This window comes from Chryseobacterium geocarposphaerae (assembly GCF_002797535.1).
Classification (GTDB): Bacteria; Bacteroidota; Bacteroidia; order Flavobacteriales; family Weeksellaceae; genus Chryseobacterium; species Chryseobacterium geocarposphaerae.
Genome location: NZ_PGFD01000001.1, coordinates 2386005 through 2411658, shown reverse-complemented (window position 1 = coordinate 2411658; position 25654 = coordinate 2386005). Strand labels below are relative to the sequence as shown.

Below are 25654 nucleotides of genomic sequence, written 5' to 3'. Positions count from 1 at the left end.
AAGAGATATTTTGAGTATTTTTGAGAGAGAAAATAAGATAACTCTTTTGCTTATTCTTTCTGCGATCCTTGATGAATGATAGACCTTATATTCGTTTTATCATACTTAAAGTGTGTAGTAAAGTAAGTTTAAAAGTATTTTTATCTAAATTTTAGCATTAAACTAAATAAATGAAACTTATTGGTCCTTTTAAGCAGGTTATAACACTTGCGAATCTTCCTTTAAGAGGAAAGCTTTCTGATGAGCAACTTGAAATTATTACTGATGGAGGTATTTTAGTCAATAATGACAAAATCCGGCAACTTGGAAATTTTGAAACATTAAAATCTGAAAATCAAAATATAGAGATTGAAACTGTAGAGGGTGAACAGATCGTTCTTCCCGCTTTTGTAGATTCTCACACTCATATTTGCTTTGGTGGAAACCGTGCGAATGATTTTGCAATGCGTAATGCAGGAAAGACATATCTTGAGATTGCAGAAAGTGGAGGTGGAATCTGGAGCTCTGTTCAGCATACAAGAAATGCTTCAGAAGAAGAATTATTAAAAACTTTACTGGAAAGAATTGATTTTCTGATTTCGCTAGGAATCACAACTATTGAAGTAAAAAGTGGTTATGGTTTAGACGTAGAAAATGAATTGAAAATGCTTCGAATCATTAAAAAAGCTCAGGGAAAAACTAAAGCAACTTTAGTTCCTACCTGTCTTTCTGCACATTTAAAGCCAAGAGATTTTGATGGAAATAATGAAGAATATTTACAATATATCTTAACTGAGATTTTACCTAAGGTAAAAGAAGAAAATCTGGCAAAACGTGTGGATATTTTTATTGAGAAATCGGCATTTCAGCCTGAAGAAAGTAAAAGTTTTTTACTTAAAACGAAAGACTTAGGTTTTGAAATTACTGTTCATGCGGATCAGTTCACACCTGGAAGTTCAAGAATTGCGGTGGAAGTGGGGGCAAAATCTGCAGATCACTTGGAAGCAACGATTGATGAAGATATTGAATTTTTAGCACAATCAGAAACTGTGGCAACGGCTTTACCGGGAGCAAGTTTAGGATTGGGAGAAAAATTTACTCCGGCAAGAAAATTATTGGATGCAGGAGCGATTGTAGCCATCGCAAGCGACTGGAATCCTGGCTCTGCACCGATGGGAAACCTGATTACACAGGCTTCCATTTTAGCTACATTCGAAAAACTAACGACAGCAGAAGTGTTAGCCGGAATGACGTTCCGTTCGGCATTTGCACTTGGTTTGGAAGACAGAGGTAAATTAGCTGAAGGTTTGAAAGCAGATTTTGTAACTTTTAAAACCAATAATTTTCAAAATGTCCTTTATAATCAGGGAAGCTTAAAAGTTGAAAGTGTTTACATTGACGGACAAAAAGTTTAGATTAAATACAAAATTATCAAGGTAATGAACAAAATCTGGCAGGGTAGATTAGACGGTGAAGAGCTTCTTTATCACAGACTATTTCAAAGAGTAAAAGAAGAAACGAATTACGATATGATTTCAACGAATGATTTCGTTTTACACGGATTTGCTGTAGATGAAGGGGTTCGAAGGAATAAAGGAAGGCAGGGTGCAAAAGATGCTCCATGCATTATAAGAAAAAATATGTCCAACTTTCCGGTGATTCTTCCTGATTTTTCGTTACTGGATTTTGGAAATGTTACCTGTGAAGATGGAAAATTAGAAAACGCTCAAAATAACCTTGCCAAAAACGTTTCCAAAGTTTTGTTGAAAGGAGGAAAGTCAATGGTATTAGGAGGTGGTCATGAAGTTACTTATGCCCATTACTTAGGTGTTAAAACAGCTTTTCCTGAACAAAAAGTCGGGATCATTAATATTGATGCCCATTTTGATAACAGACAGCCGGAAAATGGAGTAGGAGCAAGCTCAGGGACGGGATTTTGGCAAATTGCTCAGGAAGGAGAAATTCATTCCCTGCATATCGGTATTCAAAGAAATTCCAATACCTTAAAATTATTCGATACGGCACACCAGTACGGAATGAAATACATTCTGGCAGATGAGCTGTTTTTTGAAAACTTACCATCCATTTATCAGAGAATAGATGAGCTTTTGGAAAGTGTAGATTATGTTTATCTAACGATATGTATGGATGTTTTTAATGCTTCCATTGCTCCGGGAGTTTCGGCTTCAGCTTATAATGGAATTTTTGCAGACGCTACATTTATGCATTTTTACAGACACATTTTGAAAAGTAAAAAACTCTTGGCATTGGACGTGGCAGAAGTTAATCCGTTATTTGATATTCAGGAAAGAACGGCAAGACTGGCGGCATGTCTTATGAATGAATGGTTTATGATATAAACGGTAAAATCATATTTTTCCGATAGAGAAAATCTCTATTTTATTTATCCCTAAGGAACAAAATTTGTTGCTTTCATGGTGCTTTGAGAAAGAGCGCTAATAAATTCATTCAGTTGAATTTAAAAACAGAAATTAAAGTATGGAACAATTAATTGAAAATAAACTTATTACAGCAGATAAGGCATTTTCTGAATGGAAAAAAGTACCATTCGAAGACAGACAAAAGCTCATTGCAAAAGCTGCAGAAATTTTAAAAAACAATGCTGAAAGATTTGGTAAAATCATTACCACGGAGATGAATAAGCCAATTTCACAGTCGATTGCAGAAGTTGAGAAATCTGCTTTAATGATGAATTATTATGCGGATGCTGAAAATATTTTAAAACCGGAAAAAGTAGATTCCGAATATAAATACTCTGAAATTCATTACGTTCCGAAAGGAGTAATCTTAGGAGTAATGCCTTGGAATTTTCCTTTCTGGCAGGTGTTAAGGTTTGCTATTCCTGCAATTTTGGCGGGAAATACAGTTGTTCTTAAACACGCATCCATTTGTTTCGGAAGCGGAAATGCAATTGAAGATATGTTTTTAGAAACGGGCTTTCCAAAAGGTATTTTTCAAAATCTGGAAGTAGGACATAAGGAAGTAAGAGAAATTCTAGAACATGATGCTGTAAAAGGGGTAAGTTTAACGGGAAGTGGAAGAGCGGGCGGAGAAGTAGCCTCAATTGCGGGACTCAATATCAAAAAATCTTTACTTGAGCTGGGCGGTAGTGATGCTTTTATTGTATTGGATGACGCCGATTTGGAAAAAGCTGCTGAAGTAGGTGCTCAGGCAAGACTTCAAAACTGTGGCCAAACGTGTGTTGCTGCGAAAAGGTTTATTATTGATGAGAAGATAGAAGATGCATTTCTTCCGAAGTTCATCGAAGAATATAAAAAATTCGTTCCGGCAGATCCGATGGATAAAGAAACAAAAATTTCCGGTATGGCTAGACCTGATTTAGCAGATGATCTTGAAAAGCAGTTTCAAAAAGCTTTAGAGAACGGAGCGGAAATTATTATTCCGTTGGAAAGAATTTCCGATATTGAGTTTAATCCGGGGTTAATCCGTGTAAAGGAAGGTAATCCCATCTTACAGGAAGAACTTTTCGGACCGCTTGGAATGGTAATGATTGCTAAAAACGATGAGGAAGCTTTACAGATGGCCAATGATATTCCTTTCGGGCTTTCAAACTCTGTCTGGACGTCTGATAAAGACCGACAATTATTTTTTATTGAAAATCTGGAATCCGGAACGGTAAATATTAACAGAATGACAAGTTCTGATCCCCGTTTTCCTTTTGGAGGAACAAAGGCGTCAGGTTATGGAACAGAGCTTTCTTTACTGGCTTTAAAAGAGTTTGTGACGGCTAAGACGATTGTTGGAAATTAATTATATACAATTTTACTTAAAATAAAACAACTCCCATTATTTTGGGAGTTGTTTTGTTTTATTATATTTTGATTAAACTGTTGTTAATCTTAATGTATTCGTTTTTCCTCCTTCATATGATGGAGTAGCATTGATGTTGATTACAAAATCTCCGGTTTCAATATAACCGTGATTGTGTGTCAACATATTTACCTGGATAATCGTTTCATCCGTAGGCTTCTTCATGTCATAATAGTAAGCATGAACTCCCCAAAGCAGGTTCAGCATGGTAATGACTCTCTTATTTCCACTGTAAACGATAATATGTGAATTCGGTCTGTGTGCTGCAAGCTGGAATGCTGTATATCCTGAATGCGTCAGTGTAACAATAGCAGAAACATTAGTCGTTTTCGCAATTCTTACGGCTGCAAGACAAACCCTGTTAGTAATGAACCTTTCATCGATGCAGTTATAATCTTTTTCAATCGGTTCGTTTTTGTGTTGGTAAAAGTGAGTCATCTCAATGTTCTTCACAATTTTAGCCATATTTTCAACCACCTGAACAGGGTATCTCCCCACAGAAGTTTCTCCAGAAAGCATTACCGCATCAGCTCCATCCAATACAGAGTTGGCAACGTCATTTACCTCTGCTCTTGTTGGAGTTAGGCTGTTAATCATTGTTTCCATCATCTGAGTAGCAATAATTACCGGCTTGGAATAGAATCTTGCTTTCTCCACCAATGTTTTCTGAATAGCAGGAACTTCTTCCATCGGAACTTCTACCCCTAAGTCACCTCGGGCAACCATTAATCCGTCGCATTCCAACAGGATTTCATCAATATTTTTTACTCCTTCAGGCTTTTCAATTTTCGCAATAATAGGAGTTTTGAATTTACCTTTAGGGTGTTTATCGATTAATTCTTTTAGATCGATAATATCCTGTGCATGACGCACGAAAGAAAGAGCAACCCAGTCTACTTCCTGATCAAGCATGAAATTAGCGTCCTGAATATCTTTTTCCGTTAAAGCAGGAAGAGAAACATTGGTATTCGGAAGGTTTACCCCTTTCTTAGAGCTTAAGGGCCCCCCTTGAATCGTTTTTGCTTTTACCGTATCAGTCAGGTTGGTTTCAGTAACTTCCAAAACCAGTTTACCATCATCGATCAGAATTCTTTCACCAACCTTTACATCTTGTGGAAACTGTTGGTAAGTCATATATACTTTTGTAGAATCTCCTTCAATTTTTTCATTAGTGAAAGTAAGAATGTCTCCAGGATTTAGATAAGAACCCTCTTTTACTACACCTACTCTCAATTTTGGACCTTGCAAATCTCCCAAAATACCTACAGAGTACCCATATTCTTTATTAAGTTCTCTAATTATTTTGATGTTTGCTTTAACTAGATCGTAGTCTGCGTGTGAAAAATTGATTCTAAAAATATCAACTCCCGCTTTCATTAATCCTAACATTACTTCCTTCGACGATGAAGCCGGTCCAAGTGTTGCGATAATTTTGGTCTTCTTTAAATACTTATTCATAATACTGGATAATTTGATATAGTTCTTCCTCAGAACTCAATGTGTAATCTTGAATTGGAAATACAAGATTTTCAGGGAGCAAAATTACGGAAAAATCAGGAAACTGTTCCGAACTATGCAGAATATATTCTACATCTACCTGATTATTTAATAAAAATTTAATGTTTTCTTCTTCTGAGAAGAGTTCTGTCTGTATTTTTTTTTGCTTACTTTCTGAAGATTTATTCGAAATGAAAGTAAAACATGTCTTTGTAAACTTGTGATAAGCTTCAAATCTTGGAAAATAATAATCATAATAATCACCGTGAAAGACCATATCTTGCTTTCTGGAGAATGTTAAATTGTTATTTTGATTTATTTTGTAAAAAAACTCATGAGCAGGTATATTTTTTGCTAATCTTACCAATCCTATGGCAATATCTTCAAATTCTATATCGTCTAGATCATAAAGTTTTTGGATTTCCAAGTATATTTTCTTTTTTGTTTAAAATATAAAATGCTCTCTGTGCTGCTTTTTCTTCTGCTTTCTTTTTGGAGGTTTCTGTAGCGTTGGCTATTTTTTCTTCTCCCAACCAGACATGACAACGAAAAACGACAGCTTTATTGACCTGGATTTCTTCGCAGGTCTCATATTTTATATTAACTTTTTTCTTCTGGCTCCATTCCAGCAAAAGACCTTTATAGCTTACAATTTTATTCTCAAGCTTATTGATCTCAGATGGTGTTAAAAGTCTTTCCAAAATGATTTTCTTACAGGTATCATATTGAAAATCCAGATAAACGGCACCTATTAAGGCTTCAAATAAATTTCCGGAGATATTTTCCCCTAAAGCCACCGAATTTTGCTTTTGCAGAAGATCCGTCAGTTTTAAATCTTCCCCAAGCTTATTAAGGTTTTTCCTGTTGACAATCTTAGATTTCATTTGGGTCAAATATCCTTCATTAGCCTTAGGATAGGTCTGAAACAAATGACAGGAGATAATTGTACCCAAAACAGAATCTCCCAAAAATTCAAGTCTTTCGTAATTAGTGTTGTCTTGATTTTTAGAAGAGCTTTTTAAAGAGAAAGCTTCACGGTAGAGCGCAACATTTTGCACCTCGGTACCCAACATTTTATTAAGTTCAGTACTGAGGAAATAATCTCTCTCCGTTAATTTTCTTTTTCTTTGTTTGAGAAGGAATTTAGAAAAGTATTTCTGTAACTCCATTCAGTAAAATTAGATTTTCTTAAATAGAACGCAAGCGTTATGCCCACCAAACCCAAAAGTATTACTCATGGCTACTTTTACATCTTTCTTCACAGCTTCATTGAACGTAAAGTTCAGTCTGCTGTCGATATTTTCATCATCAGTAAAATGGTTGATGGTAGGAGGAACAATACCATGAATAATAGTTCCTAACGCAGCGATAGCTTCAATAACTCCGGCTGCACCCAATAAGTGGCCTGTCATTGATTTTGTAGAATTAATCTGAATGTCGAAAGCGTGCTCTCCTAATAATTTTGAAATTGCGTTAGATTCTGCAATATCTCCTAATGGAGTAGAGGTACCATGCATATTGATGTGATCTACTTCATCAGCAGTTAATCCTGCATCTTCCAAGCAATTTTTCATTACCAGATAAGCTCCTAAACCTTCAGGATGAGGCGCTGTCATGTGATGTGCATCCGCACTAAGACCTCCTCCTTTTAATTCTGCATAAATTGTGGCACCACGTTTTACGGCGTGCTCATATTCTTCAAGAATGATACATCCTGCTCCTTCTCCTAACACAAATCCGTCTCTGTCTTTGTCAAAAGGTCTTGAAGCTGTTTTGGGATCATCATTTCTTGTAGAAAGTGCCATCATTGCGTTGAATCCACCTACACCACTTGCTGTAACGGCAGCTTCAGAGCCTCCGCACACAATTACATCTGCTTTTCCCAGCTGGATCAGCATTTTGGAATCAATTAAAGCATTTGCTGAAGACGCGCAAGCAGAAACAGTAGTATAGTTAGGTCCGTGGAATCCATATTCAATAGAAATATGCCCAGGAGTAATATCTGCAATCATTTTAGGGATAAAGAAAGGGTTGAATCTCGGAATTTCCGTGTTTGCCCATCCCAGAACTTCAGTTTCGAAAGTTTCTAAGCCTCCGATTCCTGAACCCCAGATTACACCGACTCTGTTTTTGTCTACATTGTCTTCAATAATTCTTGAGTGCTCAACAGCTTCTTTAGCAGCAACCAGCCCAAGTTGTGTATTTCTATCCATTTTTTTAGCTTCTTTCTTGTCGAAATGGTCTAATGGATTGAAATTTTTTACTTCGCAAGCGAATTTTGTTTTAAAGTTTGTGGCATCAAAAAGAGTAATCGGAGCGGCACCGCTCTCACCTTTTACAAGATTTTCCCAGTATTCTTTTGCATTATTTCCAATCGGTGTTATTGCTCCAAACCCGGTTACAACTACTCTTTTTAATTCCATAAACTTTGTTAATTTCTTTTTTGTTGAAGAATATTATTTATTTACTACTTCTTCGATATAAGCGATAGCGTGTCCTACAGTAGTAATTTTTTCAGCTTGATCATCAGGGATTTGAATGTTGAATTCTTTTTCAAATTCCATGATTAGTTCAACTGTATCCAATGAATCAGCTCCTAAATCGTTAGTGAAGCTAGCTTCAGGAGTTACTTCTGTTTCTTCAACGTCAAGCTTATCAGCGATGATAGCTTTTACTCTTGATGCAATGTCTGACATAGTAAATTATTTTTTTTAATTGTTAGATGGTGCAAATATATAAAATTCTTTACGATAAAACATTTTTTTAGTCTTTTTTGTGGCTTGCAGGTGCTTATTTTATCGTTGGGTAGTTTAGTGTTTTAGTTTTCAGGAGTTTATATTTTTAACATTTTATATGCTGCTTGGGGTTTCATTAAAATAAATTTTGAAGTCTTCATATATCCTATATATTAATGATCTGAGTTGAAATAAAATGAGTTTTTTAACAAAGTGAATTTGAGCTTTTTAACAAACCTTGTACAGTCATTATTGGCGGAAATTTGTATCAAATAAAAATCAGTAATACAATGAAAAAAGTTTGGTTTATCACAGGAAGCTCAAAAGGTTTAGGGAAAAATCTTGTTAAAGCGGTATTATTAAAAGGTGACTATGTTGTGGCTACAGCCAGAAATCCCCAACAGTTAAAAGAACTGACTGAACAATATCCTGAGCAGTTGTTACCACTGGAGTTGGATGTTCAGAATAAAGAACAGATTTATGCTACAGTTGAAGAAGCAGTAAGTCATTTTGGTAAAATAGATGTTCTGGTAAATAATGCAGGTTTCGGAATTACGGGAGCGGCAGAAGCTTTTACGAATGAACAGGTAAGAAATCAATTGGAAGTTAATTTATATGCACCAATTGAAGTAACGAGAGCTGTTTTGCCTTATATGAGAAAACAACGTGCGGGAAATATTCTGCAGATCAGTTCTATTGGAGGTAGAGTAGGGAATGCGGGACTTTCAATTTATCAGGCGGCTAAATTTGGTTTGGTTGGGTTTTCTGAATCTTTAAGTAAAGAAGTTGCTCCTTTGGGAATAAAAGTAACCTGTATTCAGCCTGGTGGTTTCCGTACAGAATGGGCAGGTCCCTCAATGAGTTTTGCAAAAGATATTGAAGGGTATGAAGCAACAGTAGGAGGGGTGAAACAACATTTAACTTCGGGTAAGTTTCTGCCAATGGGAGATCCTGCAAAGGCTGCGAAAGTGATGATTGATGTTGTAGAAAATGAAAATCCTCCATTGCATTTGGTGTTGGGAAGTGAAGCTGCAGCTATTTTAAGAGCAACTGACGAAAAAAGAAAAGAAGAATTCGAAAAATGGATGAGTGTGACAATATCTACCGATTCTGATGACGCAGTTAATATTTTTGACACAGAATATGGGAAACAATATTTGGCTCACAAAGGAATTAGTCTGGAATAACAAATGAGACTGTGTTTTGCAGTCTCATTTCATATCTTTGTATATCATGAAATCTAAAAGAGAAGATTTTGGGAGTATTGTGTTTTCTTGTTATACTCAGTTGAGTCGGCAGGGAGAACATTTTGTGTCTGATCATGTATTGAGCTATCAGATCTCAGGCGACTTGATTTTAAATGACGGATTGCATGATTATTCCGCTAAAGATGGTTCAATTCGTTTTCTGAGAAGAAATCAGCTGTTGAAATTTACTAAGCAACCGCCTCCCGATGGAGAATTTAAGTCCTTATCCATTTATTTAAACCAACAAATTCTTAAAGATTTTAGTATTGAATATAATTTAGTATCGGAAAAGAAGGAGTATAATAAACCATTATGTCTGCTTAATGACAGTGTACAATTTCAAAATTATATGAACTCACTGTTGTTTTATTATGATTCAGGGAAGCTTTCTGATGCAAGACTGGTAGATTTAAAAATAAAAGAAGCGCTAATTTTATTACTTGAAGAAGTGCCCGAATTAAAAAATATTTTATTTGATTTCAATGAACCCGGTAAAATAGACATTGAAGCCTTTATGAATAAAAACTTCCATTTTAATGTTAACTTAGACCGCTTTGCATATCTTACCGGCCGAAGCTTGGCGACTTTTAAACGGGACTTTGAAAAGATTTTCGGAATTACTCCCGGAAAATGGTTGATTCAGAAAAGATTGCAGGAGGCTCATTATCTGATTTTAGAAAAAGGGAAAATGGCTTCTGAGATATATCTGGACCTCGGTTTTGAAGATCTTTCTCATTTTTCATTTGCTTTTAAAAAACATTATGGCTCGTCACCCAGTAAAATAATATAGGTACCTTATATATCATGAAGTTGAAATTTGTCTATGTAATTCTGTTGTTAAGTGGCCTTTTACTGTTTTCTCAATCGAAAGGTAAAGTCATTAAAGTGAAAGATGGCGATACTATAGTTGTTCTCTTAGGAAATAATCAGCAGGAAACATTGCGTCTGGCAGAAGTGGATTGTCCTGAAAACGGCCAGGCTTTTGGTAAAAATGCAAAACAGTTTACCAGTTCTCAGGTTTTTGGTAAAAAAGTAATGTTTTACAGAACAGGAAAAGACCGGTACAAACGAACGGTTGCTAAAATATTCTATGATAAAGATAAATATTTGTCTGCTGAGATTATAAAATCAGGTTGGGGATGGTGGTATTTTAAAGCATCAAAAAATATAGAATTAAAGAACTATGAATTAGAAGCTAGAAGTTCAAAAGCTGGATTGTGGAAAGACAGTAACGCGATTTCCCCATGGGACTTCCGGAAGAATAAGAAAAAGAAAAAAGAGGTTTTGTAATTACAAAACCTCTTTTTGTGGAGTTGGAGGGATTCGAACCCTCGTCCAAACAAGCAATACATAAGCTTTCTACATGCCCGAAGACATTGCAGACCTATTGCTTTAAGCTTATCTTTTAGAATTCGGATACAATTTTGGGAACAATTTTGAATCAAGAATTATGGCATCAATTAGTTTTTTTAACAGAGGTAAAGTTGAAAATAAAGAGAGTACAATATGGGTACGATTAAGGGATAAAAATATAGATGTGAAGACACCTATACCATACTTAAAATGTAAACCAAAAGATTGGAAAAATGGTAAATGTATAGTAACATCAAGAAATTCTAATATTGAAAAAGCTGAAATAAATATTAAGCTTATCAAGCTTGAGACAAAAATTATTTCAGAGTATTCAAATTATAAACCTGAACTCGATTTAAAGGAGTGGCTAGATTTAATTATTTCACCTGAAAAAGTTGTTTCAGAAAATATCAAACAACAGTCAGATAATATTCTTTTATTTATTGATGACTATATTAGTTTGAAAAAAGATGTTGTAAGTGACTCAACAATTAAAAAAGCAAATGTTGTTAAACAGTTATTAAAACGTTACTGTGATGACCTTAGAGCTCGAAAGAAGACATTTAAGCATTTAAAGTTCTCTGATTTAGACAACTCTTTTAGGGTGGATTTTGAAAAATATTGCCTTCGAGAGAATTATAAAATATCTACAACTTATCGAAATCTTAAATTTTTAAAAATGATTTGTAAGGTTGCTGAGTCTCTTGATTTGGTAGTACACAAACATACTTTTTTATGGAAGTTTGATATAGAGAAAGCATCTAAAAATATCCCAAAATCTATTTATCTTACTTTCGAAGAATTAGACAAAATAGAAAAAGCAGAAATGCCAAATGAGCACTTGGATAACGCAAGAGACTGGTTATTGATAGCTTGCTATACAGGACAGAGAGTTAGTGATTATTTGAGGTTTAATTCCAGTATGATTATACAGGATGATGAAAATCAATCTTACATAGAGTTTAATCAAATCAAAACAGGAACTAAGATGCAAATTCCACTACTACACAAGGTGCAAAATATTTTACTCAAAAGAGGAGGTGAATTCCCACGCAAGATTTCAGATGTAAATCTTAATCTATATATTAAAGACGTTTGTAAGTTCGCAGATATTGATGAGGTTTTATATAATGGAAAAACTATGACAATCGAGAGAGAGGATTTGTCTAAAATTACAAGAAAAGTTTTTGGTGATTATCCCAAATATGAACTAGTGACCTCTCACATTGGACGCAAAAGTTTTGCCACAAATTTTTATGAAAAAATTCCTATTACTTACTTATTAAATTTTACTGGACATAAAACAGAGAGGCAATTATTAGCTTATATAAGTAAAACCGATGTAGAAAAAGCGAAATCAACAGCAAAAATATTTAAAAGCTTAGGTTTTTAATTTTTTTATAATTTATTAAAAAGACCTTTAGTGAATTAACTACTTGTTAACATCTTCAAAATATTCATAAGCTTTTAATTTTAGTTTGAAAATTGTAATTTGGCATCAAACTAAAACAATGAAGAAACTATTAAACGAGATAAGAGAAAGGTATTTAGAGTTTAAAATATTATCAACTGAGTTTTATTTAAATCTTTTATCAGGAGCAATACTTTTTTTGGGTAGAAAAAAAATGAAACTTTTGGTAAAGAATAATGACAATCCAAACAACTTAGAAGACCTTACTCCATATATTTTAAAAGATGAAGAAAGCAACTATAATCTCCAAACATATTTGAATTCCTTAAAATGGGGAGTATTAAATAATAATGTTCGAAATATTGCAATTTCTGGTTCTTTTGGTACTGGTAAAAGTACAATTCTAAATTTGTTTAAAAAGAATAATCCTGAGTTTAAAATCTTAGATATTAACTTAGGGAAATTTGAAGAAAAGAATAAACAAACAGAAGTTGACATTGAAACAAGTATTGTTCAGCAAATTCTTTATTATGAGAAAAAGAAAAACTTAAAAGATTCGAGATTTGAAAGAATTACTTTTGATAGATTCATTTTTATTAAAGTAGTTTTTTTTATTATTTGGGCTTTATCAATACTTTATCTTTTCTTCGACAAAATATACCAGAAATTGTATCTTATTAATAGAGAGGAGTCTTTTTATTATGTTTATCTTATGAAGTTTTCTTTTTTATTAGGAGTTTTCTTTATTTTAAAAAAAATATTTAAACAGCTCTTTAAGTTAAAAGTAAATAAAGTAAGTTTTAGTGATGCTGAATTTGTTCCAAAAGATAATGATATTTCTATAATTAATAAACATGTTGATGAGCTAATATATTTCTTTGAAAAGACTCGAACACAAATTGTCTTCATTGAAGATATTGATAGGTTTGAGGATGCTGTAGAGGTATTTATTAAGCTTCGAGAACTCAACATTATAATAAATAATTCGAAAGATATAGTTCAAAAAGTGACTTTTATTTACGCTGTAAAAGATGAGTTGTTTAGTAAAAATAATGAAAAAACTAAATTTTTTGATTTAATCATTCCTGTGATTCCAGTTGTGGACTATAGTAATTCTAATACACAATTTATTAAAAGATTAAAGGACGATTTTATTAATGAGGATATTATTTCTGAGGATATTATAAACGATATTTCACCTTATGTAAATGATATGAGAAGTCTCATTAATATCATTAATGAATTTAAAACTTATTATAAAATAAAGAGTAAGGAAAATCAAGCGTTAAATGGAAATAAGCTGTTTTCTTTAATTGTTATTAAAAACATGTATCCTATTGAATTTAAAAGTTTACAAAATAAAGAAGGGATTATTTATAAAATATTTGAGTTAAAAAGTATTTTTTATTCTGATATAGTAAAGCAAATCAAGAAGGATATAGAATTACTAGAAGAAGACAATTCAAATATTGAGTTAGAAAGACAATCTAGCCTCATAGAATTACAAATGATTTATCTTTCTCAACTACTTTTGGATTCATTTGGTGCTATAAGATATAATATAGATGAGGATTCCTTACAAGTACAAGATTTAATAAAAGAAGAAAAGTTTGAACAATTTGTAAATAAGGGAACTCTGTCATATACCTTAGGGGGAAGAACTACATTTTTGTCATTTGCTAATATTGAAACGAAGGTAAATCCTGATGCTGGTTATATTGACAGGAAAAAAAGAATAGAAGATAAATTGAATAATAAAAAACAATCTAATAATTTTGAAATTCGAAAACTAAGAAAAAGAATTAACAAGTTAAAAAATTCGTCTTTAAACCAGCTATTTCAAAAGGCTGACAGAAAACATATAGAAGAATATTTTACTAAAGCCTTTGTAGATGCAAATGATAAAATTGAACTTGGTGATGGATTAAGTATTGAAAATAACATTGCGAATGAACACCGAAAATATAGTTTGCTTAAAGTTATAATTACTAATAATTATCTCGATGAAAACTATTCTAATTATATATCTCTTTTCTATCCAGAATCTATCAGTGAAAATGATTATAATCTCAAATTGAAAATTATTGAAGATGGGGAAACTGCCTTTAATGATGTTATAAATAAGCCTAAAAATTTGATTTCAGAATTGAGTATTGCTAATTTTAAAAAGGAATCTATTTTAAATTTTTATATTTTAGACTATCTGTTAGGAAATTTTAAAAATAATGAGGTGTTGACACATAAATTAGAAGAATTTCTCAACACAATATCAAATACAAACGATAAGTCTGTTGATTTTATTGATAAGTATATAGAATACTCCGAAATTTCAGGCTATACCCACACTTTTATATTAAAAATATCTTCTTGGGAGGACTTTTGGTATTTAGTGCATAACGAGGATATATTTAGTTTAAAAAAGAAAAAGAAAATTATTGATATTTTGTTTAGGGTAAACAATATTGATGAAATAAAAAGTCTTAATAAAGAAAATAAGATAAAAGAATTTTTGGAAGATTACGATGATTTTTTATTAAATAATTATAATGAGAACAGAAAAGAAGAAATTTTTAATAAATTAAAATCGTTAGGAATTAAATTCAAGGAAATCAAATATGAGGCTTCTCTACATGATTGGATTCTGCAAGTAATGAATAATAATTTATATGTTATTGACATCAATAATATTAATCTTTTCCTTGCAAAATATTCCAATCCAGATTACATCCAATACTCATATAGTACTAATAATTACACAGCTCTTCTAAACTCGGATTGCATTGCGCTTAAAGAAAATGTTAGCGATAATATAAATTATTATGTAGAAAATGTATTATTAAAATTAGATAATAATAATGAGGAAGAAATTGAAGTGGTTGAGACATTACTGAATAATGATGAAATTACTATAAGTAATAGAACTGCCTTAATAAGAAAAATAGATTTTACAGTACAAAAAATTACCAATATAGATACTGAGCTATGGGTTCCTCTTTTCATTAATAATAGAATTTTACCACATTGGATAAATATTCTATCTTACTACAATTATAATAATAAGGAAATTGATTTTGTAATAGAGGAATTCCTCAATAAAGAAGAGAACTACAACCGATTGAAATTAATCTGCATAAATGATTCTATTGATGAAAATGAAAATCACTTAACAGATGAATTGATTACAAATTTTAATATCTCGTTGATAAACAGTGAGATTTCGAATGATGCATTTGATGAATTAATTGATTCTTTAACTGTTAATTTTGATGAAACATCAGTTATTGAAAAAACAGAAAGAATTCCAAAATTAATTAGTAATGGAAATATTATTTTAAATTCTGAAAATCTATCATCTTTATCCGAAATTGAAATTATAGCAATATGTGAAAAAAAAGAAGTTGAACTAAATGAAACCTATTCCAATTTGGAGCTTCCAATTGATAGTTGGAAAGCGATATTTATGGCAAATATTAATCCAGAATTAAAGTTGCTAATTTTTGATTTTTTAACTGATAATGAAATGTACAATAGTGAGGATACTTCCTTTTTAGAGGTTTTAATAAATATTTTCAAAGAGAATAAATTTCATCAATATTCAGAATTTTTTGTTGATTCAGTAATGGAGTCACAATTAATAATTAGTGACAAGATTTTTCTTTTGAATTTTGAGAAAGATAGTATTGATACTTTACAGTTTAGAAAGTATATTGAACAATTGGGTAAGCCATTTTCTTTAATACTTCAAAAAGAAAAAATAGAAATTGACAATTCGGATGAAAATAAAGTTTTCTTAGAAAATCTTCGAGAGCTTGGATTTATCAAAAGAATTTACATGAAAAATAATAATTCTATATTAACAGCTAGTTATAACGATTAATAAAACATACAATCTGCTATTTGTAATTTGTTTATTACTGGTAATCAGTTTTTTAATGGTGGTTTCAGGACAGTTATGTTACCACGTTATATAAATTTAAAAAATCTCTCATGTGAGAATGAGAGATTTTATTTTGAACTAAAGATTAGTTATTTACTTATGCTTGTTTCTCAAAACATATATTGGAAAATCCTTTTTAAATCCTTTATATAAAAGTGAATTTTCTTTCAATCTGGCAGTAAATCTATCTTTGAAATCACTTTCAAATATTGTTTGTTTGACATAATCTTTTAAGTCGGTCATTTGAGTATCTAAAATTCTCTTTTCCAAAATACTGGCTAAAAGGTCTGTTATTATAGTTCTTAAATCGGGAGCTAAAGCATACTTGATACTGAAATTACCAAGTTCATCACACTTTACTGATATTATGCAAAAAGGTGTTAAACACTGGTAAATTGTTTCCCTGTCTATATAGTTGCTATCTATTCGTAATCGTAGCTCAAAAGATTCTAAATAACCTTGTAAACGGTCTATTACACTCACAAGCTCATAATATTTGTTCTTTAACTTTTGATTCCTATTTTGAACCTCTATGTATGTGTATTTTTCAATATTCCAATTTCTATAATTTGTTTGAAAATTATAAGCAAACCTCGTTAAGTTAAATAAAAAATATGTTTTGTCAGCTTTATCCCATTCATCTATAATTAATTTGTCTATGTAGCCTTTTCCCTTAAATCCAGCCTCGAATAACGATGTTTCAATGTCTTCATAATTTATCTGTGAAAAATAGCTTACACCTCCAAATTCAGTAATTCCATGTTGTTTTAGATAATATAGTATCACCCTAACAAATGGAGGATGGTCTATGGGGAATAAAGAAGGTATATCAAACTTTTTTAGATTCATCATTAAACAAGAATTCAAAATACTCCAGCCTCTTTATTACATTCTCATCAAAAAATTGAGAATAATCGTAAGGTGGAATTGTTATAATATCCATTTCTTCATCTGGTATTGAGGAAAATAACCACATGCGAATTTTATTTATTTTATAAAGTAGCATCTTATACATATAATTCTATTGTGCAAAATTTGTAATCCCAGTGTAGTATTTAAAATATCTGCCTTCATGATTATTGAGCACAATTGATACTGCAGAACCTTTTGTACCTAATATAGTTCCAACCTCTTTGTTATTGTAGTAGAACTTGTAACTTTCTATATCCCCATTTCTACTATAGTAACCTGTTGAAATTGTGTAATCAGTTCTGTAATTTCCTTCAAAGACAGATATGCTTCCTGTTCCAATATAGTTTAATACACATGTAACACAATCCCAATCAATATTAAAACTAATAAGTACTTTTATCCTATTGTTATCAATTCTATCGTAAATTTCTTTTGTATCAGCATCTAATTTGTATTGAACATACGATAATTTATAACCATTAAAGGCTGTTACTGAACTTCCATCTTTTTTCACATCAAATCCTTGACAGTATAGGAATGAACATGAAAGAAAAAATATTTTTAAGAATAAAATCTTTTTCATGTTTCTAATTTATTCTTTATCTAAAATGTTATTATTAACTCCATTTAGCCATTGAATTTGACTGGTACTTATCTTTTTAAATTTATAAGTTCCACTTGATGCACCAGCAGTGATAGTGAAGTTGTAATCGGTATCAGTAATTGTTTCATCAACTTTTGCAGTCTGTCCATTACTTGCAGTTTGCGTCAGAATTGCTTTGTAACTTGTTCCATTCATTACATAGATAAAATCATCATTTGTGAATTTGTAATAAGATGTGTTGCCAACTTTCCATGAGCCTTGAATCCATGTTGGAGGATGAAAGTATTGGGTTGTTACAGGATTATTTTGCTGTGATGTTGATGAGATATCATCGCTATTAGAACAGTTTACTACAAAGGTAGCTACAGCAGCTGTAAGAAATAATTGTTTCATATAATTGAATTTTATTGTTAATAATGTTATTATGAACAACAAAAAAGTGAGGTACTTATCCATGTTAGTAATACAAGCTCGGCAAAGCTTTGACACATAACAGGAAAGCCCTCACCATTATATGGCAAGGAGCTAAACTGTTTGCATTTTGTGTCAAATTTGAATTTTGCCGATTCGTATTACAATTGCAAAAGTTTTCTCTTTTTCGTTGAAGTAAGCAGCAAAGATATTAATTCAAAATGAATCTTTCAATTCAATTTCTTGTAAAATAGATTTGATAATTCAATGTAAATCATTTCTCATTGTATATTTTATTCTAATTCGATTCTTGGACAATTTCCAAATTTTGTAATAAAGGCATTATTTAATGTCAATTTTGAAGCTTCAATTTCTTGCTCGGGCACAGCAATGCAATCATGTATAGTAAAGGTTGAAATTCCCTGTTTAATTAAGCTACGAGCAACACTATCAACAATTATTTCAGATTCTAAATCAAATAGTTGATGAGTTATAGTTTTGTAGTTATCTTTTTTCTTTTCTCGTATTAAATCATATATAATTGGAAATTCTGATTTAAATATTTGCTGTTCTCTTATATAATGATTGTTTCGAGCGTAAAGCATTGAAATAAAAAGTTTTTTTGTTAAAGCTCTGTCTTGCCCATAAGTATAATTGTAATTTTCATTAAACAATTTTTCATAATTTTTAGCCCATTCTATAAGTGGGATTTGATTCATGAAAGCTTCAATAAAATGGTCGTAAATAACTCCTTCCGCAGAGAGAGTATTGAACTTTTTAATCTCTTTATTCATAAGGGTTTCGAGAGTTTTAGTCGAGATATAGTAAGAGTACTCATCTAAAGAAGAGCAAATCTTTTGAAGAAAGTCAGAACTATTACAAATTTTCAGACTTTTTAATGTTCCAGTATAAAGTGTAGCTAAATGGTTTTTTATATATAAATCTTCGGGATTAGTGTAACCTTTTGGAAAAATATTACTTTTAGTTCTCTTCTGACTTAGCAGGTTAAAATTACTTTTTGGTGGTAAATAGTGCCCTTTATTTTGTTTTTCATTATATAAATCATATTTGAATAAAGAATAAAAATTTTTGCTAGACTCTTGAAAGTGGCTATCCCTATACTGAAACAAGCTTTTAGTTTTCGCTGAAAAGAGGTAATGGCTAACATTTTTTTTAATAAGACTATTAGAAGAATAACTTTTTTTGGATTTGACAGATGAAAAATGCGTATAAATTTTATTTGTAGACTCTTCTGCCCAGTTGTTTTGTAGATAATCTTTTGTTTTTAATTTTTTATTTACGTTATACTTAGCATTGAATGCTGTGCATTTTCGTAATCTATCTATTCTTTTTGAATTTAAGATGGCTATTTCGGGTAGGTAATTTGACAATAAATAAGGAAACATATTTTTTACATCTAATTGCTGTAATTTTTTTCCATCGTAATAAAGTAAGTTTCGTATAATTTTATTTAAACTAGTTAAAGGTGAATAAAATCTTCCAGATGGCTTTCTTTCATATCGCTTACATTTTCTAGTAAATTTATAATCGCCATTAAGAAACTTAAACAATTGTTTTAAAGCTCCATGATAAGAAGAATATTTTTCCCAGTTTCTCGCACTATCTGATTTATTTAGGTAATTTATATTTCCTAAATATTTTGTAGATAATCTTTCTTCTGCCAGATTAAAGTCTATGCTAAATCTAGTTCTATCAAATTGTTTGTATAGAATTCTTTCATATTTCTTTGTGTAAGAACTATTAAAGCTTACATCATCAGTAGTCGGCTCTGAGGTATTAATTTTAATAAACTTTAATCTTTTGTATAAGTGATTACTAGCGAAACCATATCCAAATGTTTCCCCTTTTTCGTCTCTTGAATAAGGACTTCTTTTAGAAAATATATTTATTTCAGATAAAAAGTTGTAGTAGATTTTATAATTATTCCCACAACACTTTTTTAGTTGATTACTATGAATTTTTATTTTTTTATATGAATAATATCGGTCTTTCTCGATGTTATAACTAACAGTTTTGCTTGTTATCAAGCTTATTAGAGAAACTAATTTGTAGTAATCTATTCTATTGTCATAAGAATTAGCAGATTCTTTTAATTCTTCAATATTAATAGATGACGGGATTAAGAGTAGTTTTTCGAATCTTGTTAAAGAAGTAGGTTGTAATGATGTCTGCATTGTTTTATATAGTTTTAAAACAATGAATCTTTAGAAATTTTGAATATTAATTAAATACTCCGAATCTGGATTAACTCCGTGTGGCACCGTGCTTAAAAGTCGGTTGCTGTTACTTTATAAAACTAAAGCACTTCTATTGATTCATTATGTAGTTGATCGATAAGGTACCAAAAAGTATACCACTCATTAAATAAAACTTTAAATATTCATTTAAAAATCTTTAAAACGTCTTTAGTCTTATTAACTTTAGAAAAAAATGAGATTTTTCTTAAATATTGAATTTAAGAAATTTCATGTAAGTTTTTTTAAAAAAAATCAAGGGGGGTATCAAAAGTTTATGATGATAGGGGGGGCTTGTTGAGTGTATTGTTGGTTATTCTATATATAATTTTTATATTAGAAATTTCACAAACAAATTTATTAAAATGGCAGAAAAAGGAAGTGTTTACCAAAAGGGTGGCGGAGGTACAAATTTTGAACAAGCAGTTCAATCTGCCTATCTGGCAATGCTGTTAATTAACGGTTCCGCACCAATTAATATTTCTAATAAAATAGTTGAAATTGCTTTTCAAACAACAAACAGAGGCTTTAATACGGATGATTTGCTTGTAATTACAGAAAGTAATCAAGGAACTCACCAACTCTTATTTCAAATAAAAACACAATTATCTTTTACTGTAAACAACTCTATTTTTATAGATGTAATTAATGATTTTTGGAAGGATTATAATTCTGAAAAGTTTAATAAAAAAAATGACTATTTAATTTTAGTGCTTAATGGTTTAACAAATGACGAAAGAAATCATATAAAAGTTATACTTAATTGGGCTAAAACACATGCCTATGCTGACGATTTTATTAGTGAAGTAGAAAGAATAGCAATAAAAAAAGAAAAATTAAACATTTTCAGAGAGGTTTTAATAAAGGCAAATGATGATAATCAGATTACAGATGAAGATTTATGGCAGTTTTTAAAATGTTTTGAAGTATTTGATTATGATTTTGGAAATCAAAATAGTTTGGATGAAAGTTATATTAAAAACCTAATAAGTGTCTCCAAGAACAAAACAAATCCTATCACTGAAACTGAGATTTGGAGCAATATATTATCAGTTGTTTCCAAGTTAAATAAAGACGGAGGAAGCGTAACTACTAAAAGTGTCAGGGATGAAGAGGTGTTTTTTTACTTTGATACCGCTAAGATTGTTCCGTATTATGATTGTCTTGAAAGATTTAGACAAGATGGATTATTAACTTTAGAACCAATTAAAAATAAAATAGGAGATTTTCATTTAACTCGTTTAGAAATACTTGAAAACTTAATACAAAAGGTACAAAATAATAGTATTACAATTGTTACGGGAAATGCAGGTGTTGGAAAGTCTGCATTGGTTAAAGAATTGCTTACTAAAGAAAATATCCTATCAGAAGCTTTTATTTTTAAAGCAGACCAGTTTAATATATCCAACCTCTCTGAGCTTTTTTCAAAAATAGGTAATAATATTTCGGTAGAAGGTATATTTTCGATTATTGCGTTATCAAAATCTAAAATAATTTTTATAGATAGTTTAGAAAGGCTTTTGGAAGCAGACCCAGATTGTTCATTTAAACAATTAGTTTCCTTACAAGAGAAATATAATGATATTAAAATTGTTGCAACTTCAAGAACATATTCAGTAGATTTAATAGTCCAAAAATTTGGAATAAATAAAGATAAATTAGGGTATATCTCGGTTCCATATTTAGATAAAAATGAACTTGAACAAATTCAAAAAAATTATCCAATATTATCTCCTTTAATTAAAAATAATCAGATAAAAAGCCTTATTCAAGTCCCAAAGTATTTAGATTTTTCACTAAAAGCACTAGAGACTAACAGTGGAGATTTGGATAATGTATCAATTATAGAACTTAAAAAAATATTATGGAATCAGTTAGTCATAAATGTTCATAATAAAACGTCTGGAATGCCTATCAAAAGAGATAAGGCATTTATATCTATTGCTGTGAACAGAGCTAAAGAAATGAGACTTTTTACAATACCAAAATCAGATATTGACGAGGAAGCTGTTCTTGAGCTAGAAAAGGATAATATTATTTTTCAAGATGTAAATGACATGGCTTACAGTCCAAGTCATGATATTTTAGAAGATTGGGCTTTAGTCAAGTATGTTGCAAGGTGTTATGATGCTTCCAGCACAACAAAAGAATTTTTCAATCAAATAGGTAATGAACCTGCTATAAGAAGGGCGTTTAGGTTATGGATTGAAGAAAATTTGATTGAAGATTTCTCAAAACTAAATGAATTGATATTAAATATAATATCCGATAATTCGTTTGAATCTTATTGGGCTGATGAAGCCTTAATTGCTGTTTTGAAATCCAGTAATAGTAATAATTTCTTTATTTTTTTTAAAGATTATTTGTTAGAAACTAAAACAAGATTGCTAACAAGAATTATGCATTTACTTAAAACAGCATGTCGAGAGTATATTTTTCTCACAGATGGTAGTTCCATATTAAACCCTATAGGTTCAGGCTGGAAAGAAACAATCTTTTTTATTTCACAAAATATAATCGATTTAATAGATATAAGAACTAGCATATTACATTTTATTACCAATTGGAATGACAAAATATGGTATAACCAAAAAGAGATTTCTTTTGATGAGCTTAATTCAGTTAAAAGAGTTGTTTTATATTTTTTAGAGCAGGTAAAAAATAAAGATGATTTCTGGCATAAGGAAGTTGCAATTTTCGATAAAACTGAAGATTTAATAATCATTTTATTTCAATTAGCTAAAATTTCTAAATTGGAAATTCATGATTTAATTTATGAATCTTTAAGCATTGATAGATACGAAAGAGATTATAAATTAAATGGCTTTTATAAGAAAGTTATTAATATTGCATTAAATGATAGAGGAGCAATAATTCTTTCAAAATACCTTCCAGAACTTCTTATAGATACCATGTGGAAGGAGTGGAAATTAGAATTAGAAAAAAAGAAAGCAAAAATTGTAAAAGAGTCTGATATTTCATTTCCACTCAGTCAATTACTGGAAAATAATGATGAATTAGAAGGTGATAAATGTTGGGGAATTAAAGATAAAAGTGCTTTTTTCCCATCAGGAGTATTTAGAACTCCGATTTATTATTTACTTAAATATAATACTGAAGAAGGTATTTCTTTCATAATTGAATTTTTAAATTATTCTTCAAAATTCTACTTAGAAAGTAAGTGTAGACATAAAAATGAACTAAAAGAGATTGAGCTGACGTTAAGTAATGGTAAAAAAATAAAGCAAATTGGAAGTCCTGAAATGTGGATTGCCTTTAGAGGTATGAGTGTTACGCATTATGGAATAGAATGCATTCTAATGTCTACCGAATATTATCTAATGGAGTTAGCTAAATTAAAAACTGAAACTAGTAGAAAACATATACAAGCTATTTTTAACAGTATAATAACGAAAAGCAATAACGTTTTTGCTATGGGAGTTTTAGCGAGTATTACTATGGCTTATCCCGAAGAGATTGGAGATAAGTTCCTACCTTTATTAACTGTGAAAGAATTTTATAGCTGGGATAGTAATAGAGCTTTAAATGAGCAAACAAATACTCACTCTGAACAGCTTTTATATTCTGAGTTTGAAAATAGAATAGCATTTGGTAAGCTTGAACATAGAACGAAATATTTTAGAGGATTAGAAGATTTCGTAATCGAATATCAATATAGAATCGAAACATTTAATGAAAATATTCAGAATATTATTGCTAAGATGATTTCTGAATGCAAGGAGTCAGATGTACTCTGGCAAAAAAAATTAGATGAAATGGATTTTAAAAATTGGAAAAAAGAAAAGCATGAAGAATATAATGGGTATATGTTAATGCCTTCCTACAGTGATTCTGTAATAAAATTTCAAGAAGCTAATAAGGAAGTAGAAAATTCACAAAATAATACATATAAGTATTCAAATATAATAACAAACGCTTATAATGAACCTTCTTCAATTACTATTGAAGTTTGGAATGAGTGCTATAATTACTTTTTAAATAAGGCTTATTTTGACCGTCTTTTTGACAAACCTGTTCATTTAGCTGTAATAGGCTTAAACGAATTTAGATACTTATTAAATTCTGAACAAATTAATTGGTGTAAAACAAAAATTCAAAATACAATTGTCTCTATTATTAAAATTAACTTATCACATTCTTTTAATATAGAATTAGAATATAATATAGTTGAAAAGAATCTTGCTTTAGAATCATTTCATTTATTATTTGAAATGGATTTAGATAACCAAGAAAAGTTATCAGAATTAATAGTTTTATATTTATATATGCTTTCTGCCCATTTTTCTGACAACGAGAAAAATCAAATATATAAATATACGAGAGATTGTGTAAGTTTAAAATACCCCATGATTCATAATAGAATATGGTATGGGTTTTTAAACTTTTCTAAATTTAAAAAAGAGTTTATTTCAAGGCATAAATACTATGATAGACAGCATGTTCAAGGATTGGCTGAAGAAGAATATGATTTTTTAAAGAAACAAAGCGAAATTATACTTCCTTCTAAAATAAGTTTTGGAGAAATAAATTTAAAGGATTTCATCATGGAAAATTTAATTATAACCATATTGATAACTCCTTTCAATACAGAGAATAATAATTTTACTGATTATAAAAAAGAAATATTTGAATATATTTTTAGTATTTTAAATAAAGAGGATTACCAGTACCTCAGACAAAGTAATGAATTAGATTATCGTTGTTTATTAGATTTTTGTATCTATTTGAGAGATACATTTATCCATAATAAAGATAATCTCTATAGAGAATTATTTATTGGCACATTAAAACAGATTTACAACGATGAAAAGGATAACTATAAAAAATATAAATTTAAATTTATAGAAGACCTTTTGAAATATTTTATTTTACAGATTGATGCACTTGTTGCAAATACTGAAGACATAGTGTTGAAAAATTATTATACAAATAGATTTTGGCAGTTATGGGGGATTTTTTATAACCAGGCAAAAGTTTCGAATTCTAAACTTTTAATAAACTATTTACTTTTAGGTATTGATTGGAAACATGAGTCAAAAAATTGGATTGTTTTGGAAGCTAAAAGAGACTTTTATAAAAATATGATGAATGACTTTAAAACAATTGCCTTACCTTCAATAATAAAAGTGCTTAGCACAATAGGAGATAAATCCTTACTTCCAGAAGGTATTAAAATTATTGTGGAAGCAATTAAAATTGATAATAACCTTAAATTTATATTAACCTACGAATCATCGGAGAGATTAATAAAACGACTTTTCTTAAATCATATCTCAAAAATTAAATCAAACAAAAAATTAATTGAAGATTATATTTTTATATTAAATAATATGATTGACTTGGGTTCTTCAGAAGCATATTTTTATAGAGAAAATGTCATTATTTATAAAAATATGGAACTGTCATAATATTTACGTTCTCTTAAATAAAGGTTAATAAG

18 protein-coding genes are annotated in these 25654 nt (G+C 30.3%); 9 read left to right on the top strand and 9 right to left on the bottom strand.

All coding sequences use genetic code 11. The annotated features are described in order from the left end of the window. The first annotated feature begins 170 nt into the window (after positions 1-170). From hutI to CLV73_RS10750, 3 genes are all read left to right on the top strand, one after another. Positions 171-1394 carry an imidazolonepropionase gene (gene hutI, locus CLV73_RS10760; protein WP_100376802.1) on the top strand — a complete coding sequence of 408 codons (1224 nt, stop codon included), beginning with the start codon at positions 171-173 and terminating at the stop codon, positions 1392-1394. Between the two features lie 24 nt (positions 1395-1418). Beyond that, positions 1419-2339, top strand: a complete 921-nt coding sequence (hutG, locus tag CLV73_RS10755) for a formimidoylglutamase (RefSeq protein WP_100376801.1) — start codon at positions 1419-1421, stop codon at positions 2337-2339. Positions 2340-2478: 139 nt separating this feature from the next. Continuing rightward, on the top strand, positions 2479-3771 hold the full coding sequence (locus tag CLV73_RS10750; RefSeq protein ID WP_100376800.1) for an aldehyde dehydrogenase family protein: 1293 nt from the start codon (positions 2479-2481) through the stop codon (positions 3769-3771). 72 nt (positions 3772-3843) lie between these two features. On the opposite strand, the gene pyk is transcribed toward CLV73_RS10750, so the two are convergent. Genes pyk through CLV73_RS10725 form a run of 5 tightly spaced genes read right to left on the bottom strand, consistent with a single transcriptional unit; the run spans position 3844 to position 8024 of the window. Then, positions 3844-5289 carry a pyruvate kinase gene (gene pyk / locus CLV73_RS10745; RefSeq protein ID WP_100376799.1) on the bottom strand — a complete coding sequence of 482 codons (1446 nt, stop codon included), beginning with the start codon at positions 5287-5289 and terminating at the stop codon, positions 3844-3846. Continuing rightward, positions 5282-5755, bottom strand: coding sequence for an IPExxxVDY family protein (locus CLV73_RS10740; RefSeq protein ID WP_100376798.1), 474 nt, complete (start codon positions 5753-5755; stop codon positions 5282-5284). The genes pyk and CLV73_RS10740 overlap by 8 nt, the downstream gene beginning before the upstream one ends. After that, positions 5733-6497: a ribonuclease III gene (rnc, locus tag CLV73_RS10735; protein WP_100376797.1), complete on the bottom strand. Its 765-nt coding sequence runs from the start codon at positions 6495-6497 to the stop codon at positions 5733-5735. The genes CLV73_RS10740 and rnc overlap by 23 nt, the downstream gene beginning before the upstream one ends. Before the next feature lie 9 nt (positions 6498-6506). Beyond that, complete coding sequence (fabF, locus tag CLV73_RS10730; RefSeq protein ID WP_100376796.1) at positions 6507-7751, bottom strand: beta-ketoacyl-ACP synthase II; 1245 nt, start codon at positions 7749-7751, stop codon at positions 6507-6509. 33 nt (positions 7752-7784) lie between these two features. Beyond that, positions 7785-8024 (bottom strand): acyl carrier protein, encoded by a 240-nt coding sequence (locus CLV73_RS10725; RefSeq protein WP_002976354.1) that lies wholly within the window; start codon positions 8022-8024, stop codon positions 7785-7787. Positions 8025-8353: 329 nt separating this feature from the next. On the opposite strand from CLV73_RS10725, the gene CLV73_RS10720 reads away from it, so the two are divergent. From CLV73_RS10720 to CLV73_RS10700, 5 genes are all read left to right on the top strand, one after another. Beyond that, positions 8354-9250 carry an oxidoreductase gene (locus CLV73_RS10720; RefSeq protein ID WP_100376795.1) on the top strand — a complete coding sequence of 299 codons (897 nt, stop codon included), beginning with the start codon at positions 8354-8356 and terminating at the stop codon, positions 9248-9250. A gap of 46 nt (positions 9251-9296) precedes the next feature. Further along, complete coding sequence (locus CLV73_RS10715; RefSeq protein ID WP_100376794.1) at positions 9297-10100, top strand: helix-turn-helix domain-containing protein; 804 nt, start codon at positions 9297-9299, stop codon at positions 10098-10100. Positions 10101-10114: 14 nt separating this feature from the next. Then, a complete protein-coding gene (locus CLV73_RS10710) occupies positions 10115-10600 on the top strand; it encodes a thermonuclease family protein (protein WP_100376793.1) in 486 nt (161 codons plus the stop codon). Positions 10601-10760: 160 nt separating this feature from the next. Then, positions 10761-12056 (top strand): phage integrase SAM-like domain-containing protein, encoded by a 1296-nt coding sequence (locus tag CLV73_RS10705; RefSeq protein ID WP_100376792.1) that lies wholly within the window; start codon positions 10761-10763, stop codon positions 12054-12056. A 118-nt stretch (positions 12057-12174) separates the two neighbouring features. Beyond that, the gene (locus tag CLV73_RS10700) at positions 12175-15951 is read left to right on the top strand and encodes a YobI family P-loop NTPase (protein WP_100376791.1); all 3777 of its coding nucleotides are present in this window, start codon (positions 12175-12177) and stop codon (positions 15949-15951) included. A gap of 153 nt (positions 15952-16104) precedes the next feature. Here the strand turns inward: CLV73_RS10700 and CLV73_RS10695 are convergent, their stop codons facing one another. The 4 genes from CLV73_RS10695 to CLV73_RS10675 all read right to left on the bottom strand — a co-directional run bounded on the left by CLV73_RS10695 (position 16105) and on the right by CLV73_RS10675 (position 20133). Further along, on the bottom strand, positions 16105-16863 hold the full coding sequence (locus CLV73_RS10695; protein WP_157798779.1) for a hypothetical protein: 759 nt from the start codon (positions 16861-16863) through the stop codon (positions 16105-16107). Positions 16864-17032: 169 nt separating this feature from the next. Then, positions 17033-17506, bottom strand: coding sequence for a hypothetical protein (locus CLV73_RS10685; RefSeq protein ID WP_100376788.1), 474 nt, complete (start codon positions 17504-17506; stop codon positions 17033-17035). A 9-nt stretch (positions 17507-17515) separates the two neighbouring features. Next, positions 17516-17920 (bottom strand): hypothetical protein, encoded by a 405-nt coding sequence (locus CLV73_RS10680; protein WP_157798778.1) that lies wholly within the window; start codon positions 17918-17920, stop codon positions 17516-17518. Between the two features lie 311 nt (positions 17921-18231). After that, the gene (locus CLV73_RS10675; protein WP_100376786.1) at positions 18232-20133 is read right to left on the bottom strand and encodes a hypothetical protein; all 1902 of its coding nucleotides are present in this window, start codon (positions 20131-20133) and stop codon (positions 18232-18234) included. A 425-nt stretch (positions 20134-20558) separates the two neighbouring features. Here CLV73_RS10675 and CLV73_RS10670 point away from each other — a divergent pair, with 425 nt between their 5' ends. Beyond that, positions 20559-25622, top strand: coding sequence for an ATP-binding protein (locus CLV73_RS10670; protein WP_100376785.1), 5064 nt, complete (start codon positions 20559-20561; stop codon positions 25620-25622). The last annotated feature ends 32 nt before the right edge of the window (positions 25623-25654 follow it).

Excerpts from the sequence above, each read along its gene's own strand:
- hutI (WP_100376802.1), top strand. The coding sequence starts at position 171 with ATGAAACTTATTGGTCCTTTTAAGCAGGTTATAACACTTGCGAATCTT.
- hutG (WP_100376801.1), top strand. The coding sequence starts at position 1,419 with ATGAACAAAATCTGGCAGGGTAGATTAGACGGTGAAGAGCTTCTTTAT.
- CLV73_RS10750 (WP_100376800.1), top strand. The coding sequence starts at position 2,479 with ATGGAACAATTAATTGAAAATAAACTTATTACAGCAGATAAGGCATTT.
- pyk (WP_100376799.1), bottom strand. The coding sequence starts at position 5,289 with ATGAATAAGTATTTAAAGAAGACCAAAATTATCGCAACACTTGGACCG.
- rnc (WP_100376797.1), bottom strand. The coding sequence starts at position 6,497 with ATGGAGTTACAGAAATACTTTTCTAAATTCCTTCTCAAACAAAGAAAA.
- fabF (WP_100376796.1), bottom strand. The coding sequence starts at position 7,751 with ATGGAATTAAAAAGAGTAGTTGTAACCGGGTTTGGAGCAATAACACCG.
- CLV73_RS10725 (WP_002976354.1), bottom strand. The coding sequence starts at position 8,024 with ATGTCAGACATTGCATCAAGAGTAAAAGCTATCATCGCTGATAAGCTT.
- CLV73_RS10720 (WP_100376795.1), top strand. The coding sequence starts at position 8,354 with ATGAAAAAAGTTTGGTTTATCACAGGAAGCTCAAAAGGTTTAGGGAAA.
- CLV73_RS10715 (WP_100376794.1), top strand. The coding sequence starts at position 9,297 with ATGAAATCTAAAAGAGAAGATTTTGGGAGTATTGTGTTTTCTTGTTAT.
- CLV73_RS10710 (WP_100376793.1), top strand. The coding sequence starts at position 10,115 with ATGAAGTTGAAATTTGTCTATGTAATTCTGTTGTTAAGTGGCCTTTTA.
- CLV73_RS10705 (WP_100376792.1), top strand. The coding sequence starts at position 10,761 with ATGGCATCAATTAGTTTTTTTAACAGAGGTAAAGTTGAAAATAAAGAG.
- CLV73_RS10700 (WP_100376791.1), top strand. The coding sequence starts at position 12,175 with ATGAAGAAACTATTAAACGAGATAAGAGAAAGGTATTTAGAGTTTAAA.
- CLV73_RS10695 (WP_157798779.1), bottom strand. The coding sequence starts at position 16,863 with ATGATGAATCTAAAAAAGTTTGATATACCTTCTTTATTCCCCATAGAC.
- CLV73_RS10685 (WP_100376788.1), bottom strand. The coding sequence starts at position 17,506 with ATGAAAAAGATTTTATTCTTAAAAATATTTTTTCTTTCATGTTCATTC.
- CLV73_RS10680 (WP_157798778.1), bottom strand. The coding sequence starts at position 17,920 with ATGAAACAATTATTTCTTACAGCTGCTGTAGCTACCTTTGTAGTAAAC.
- CLV73_RS10675 (WP_100376786.1), bottom strand. The coding sequence starts at position 20,133 with ATGCAGACATCATTACAACCTACTTCTTTAACAAGATTCGAAAAACTA.
- CLV73_RS10670 (WP_100376785.1), top strand. The coding sequence starts at position 20,559 with ATGGCAGAAAAAGGAAGTGTTTACCAAAAGGGTGGCGGAGGTACAAAT.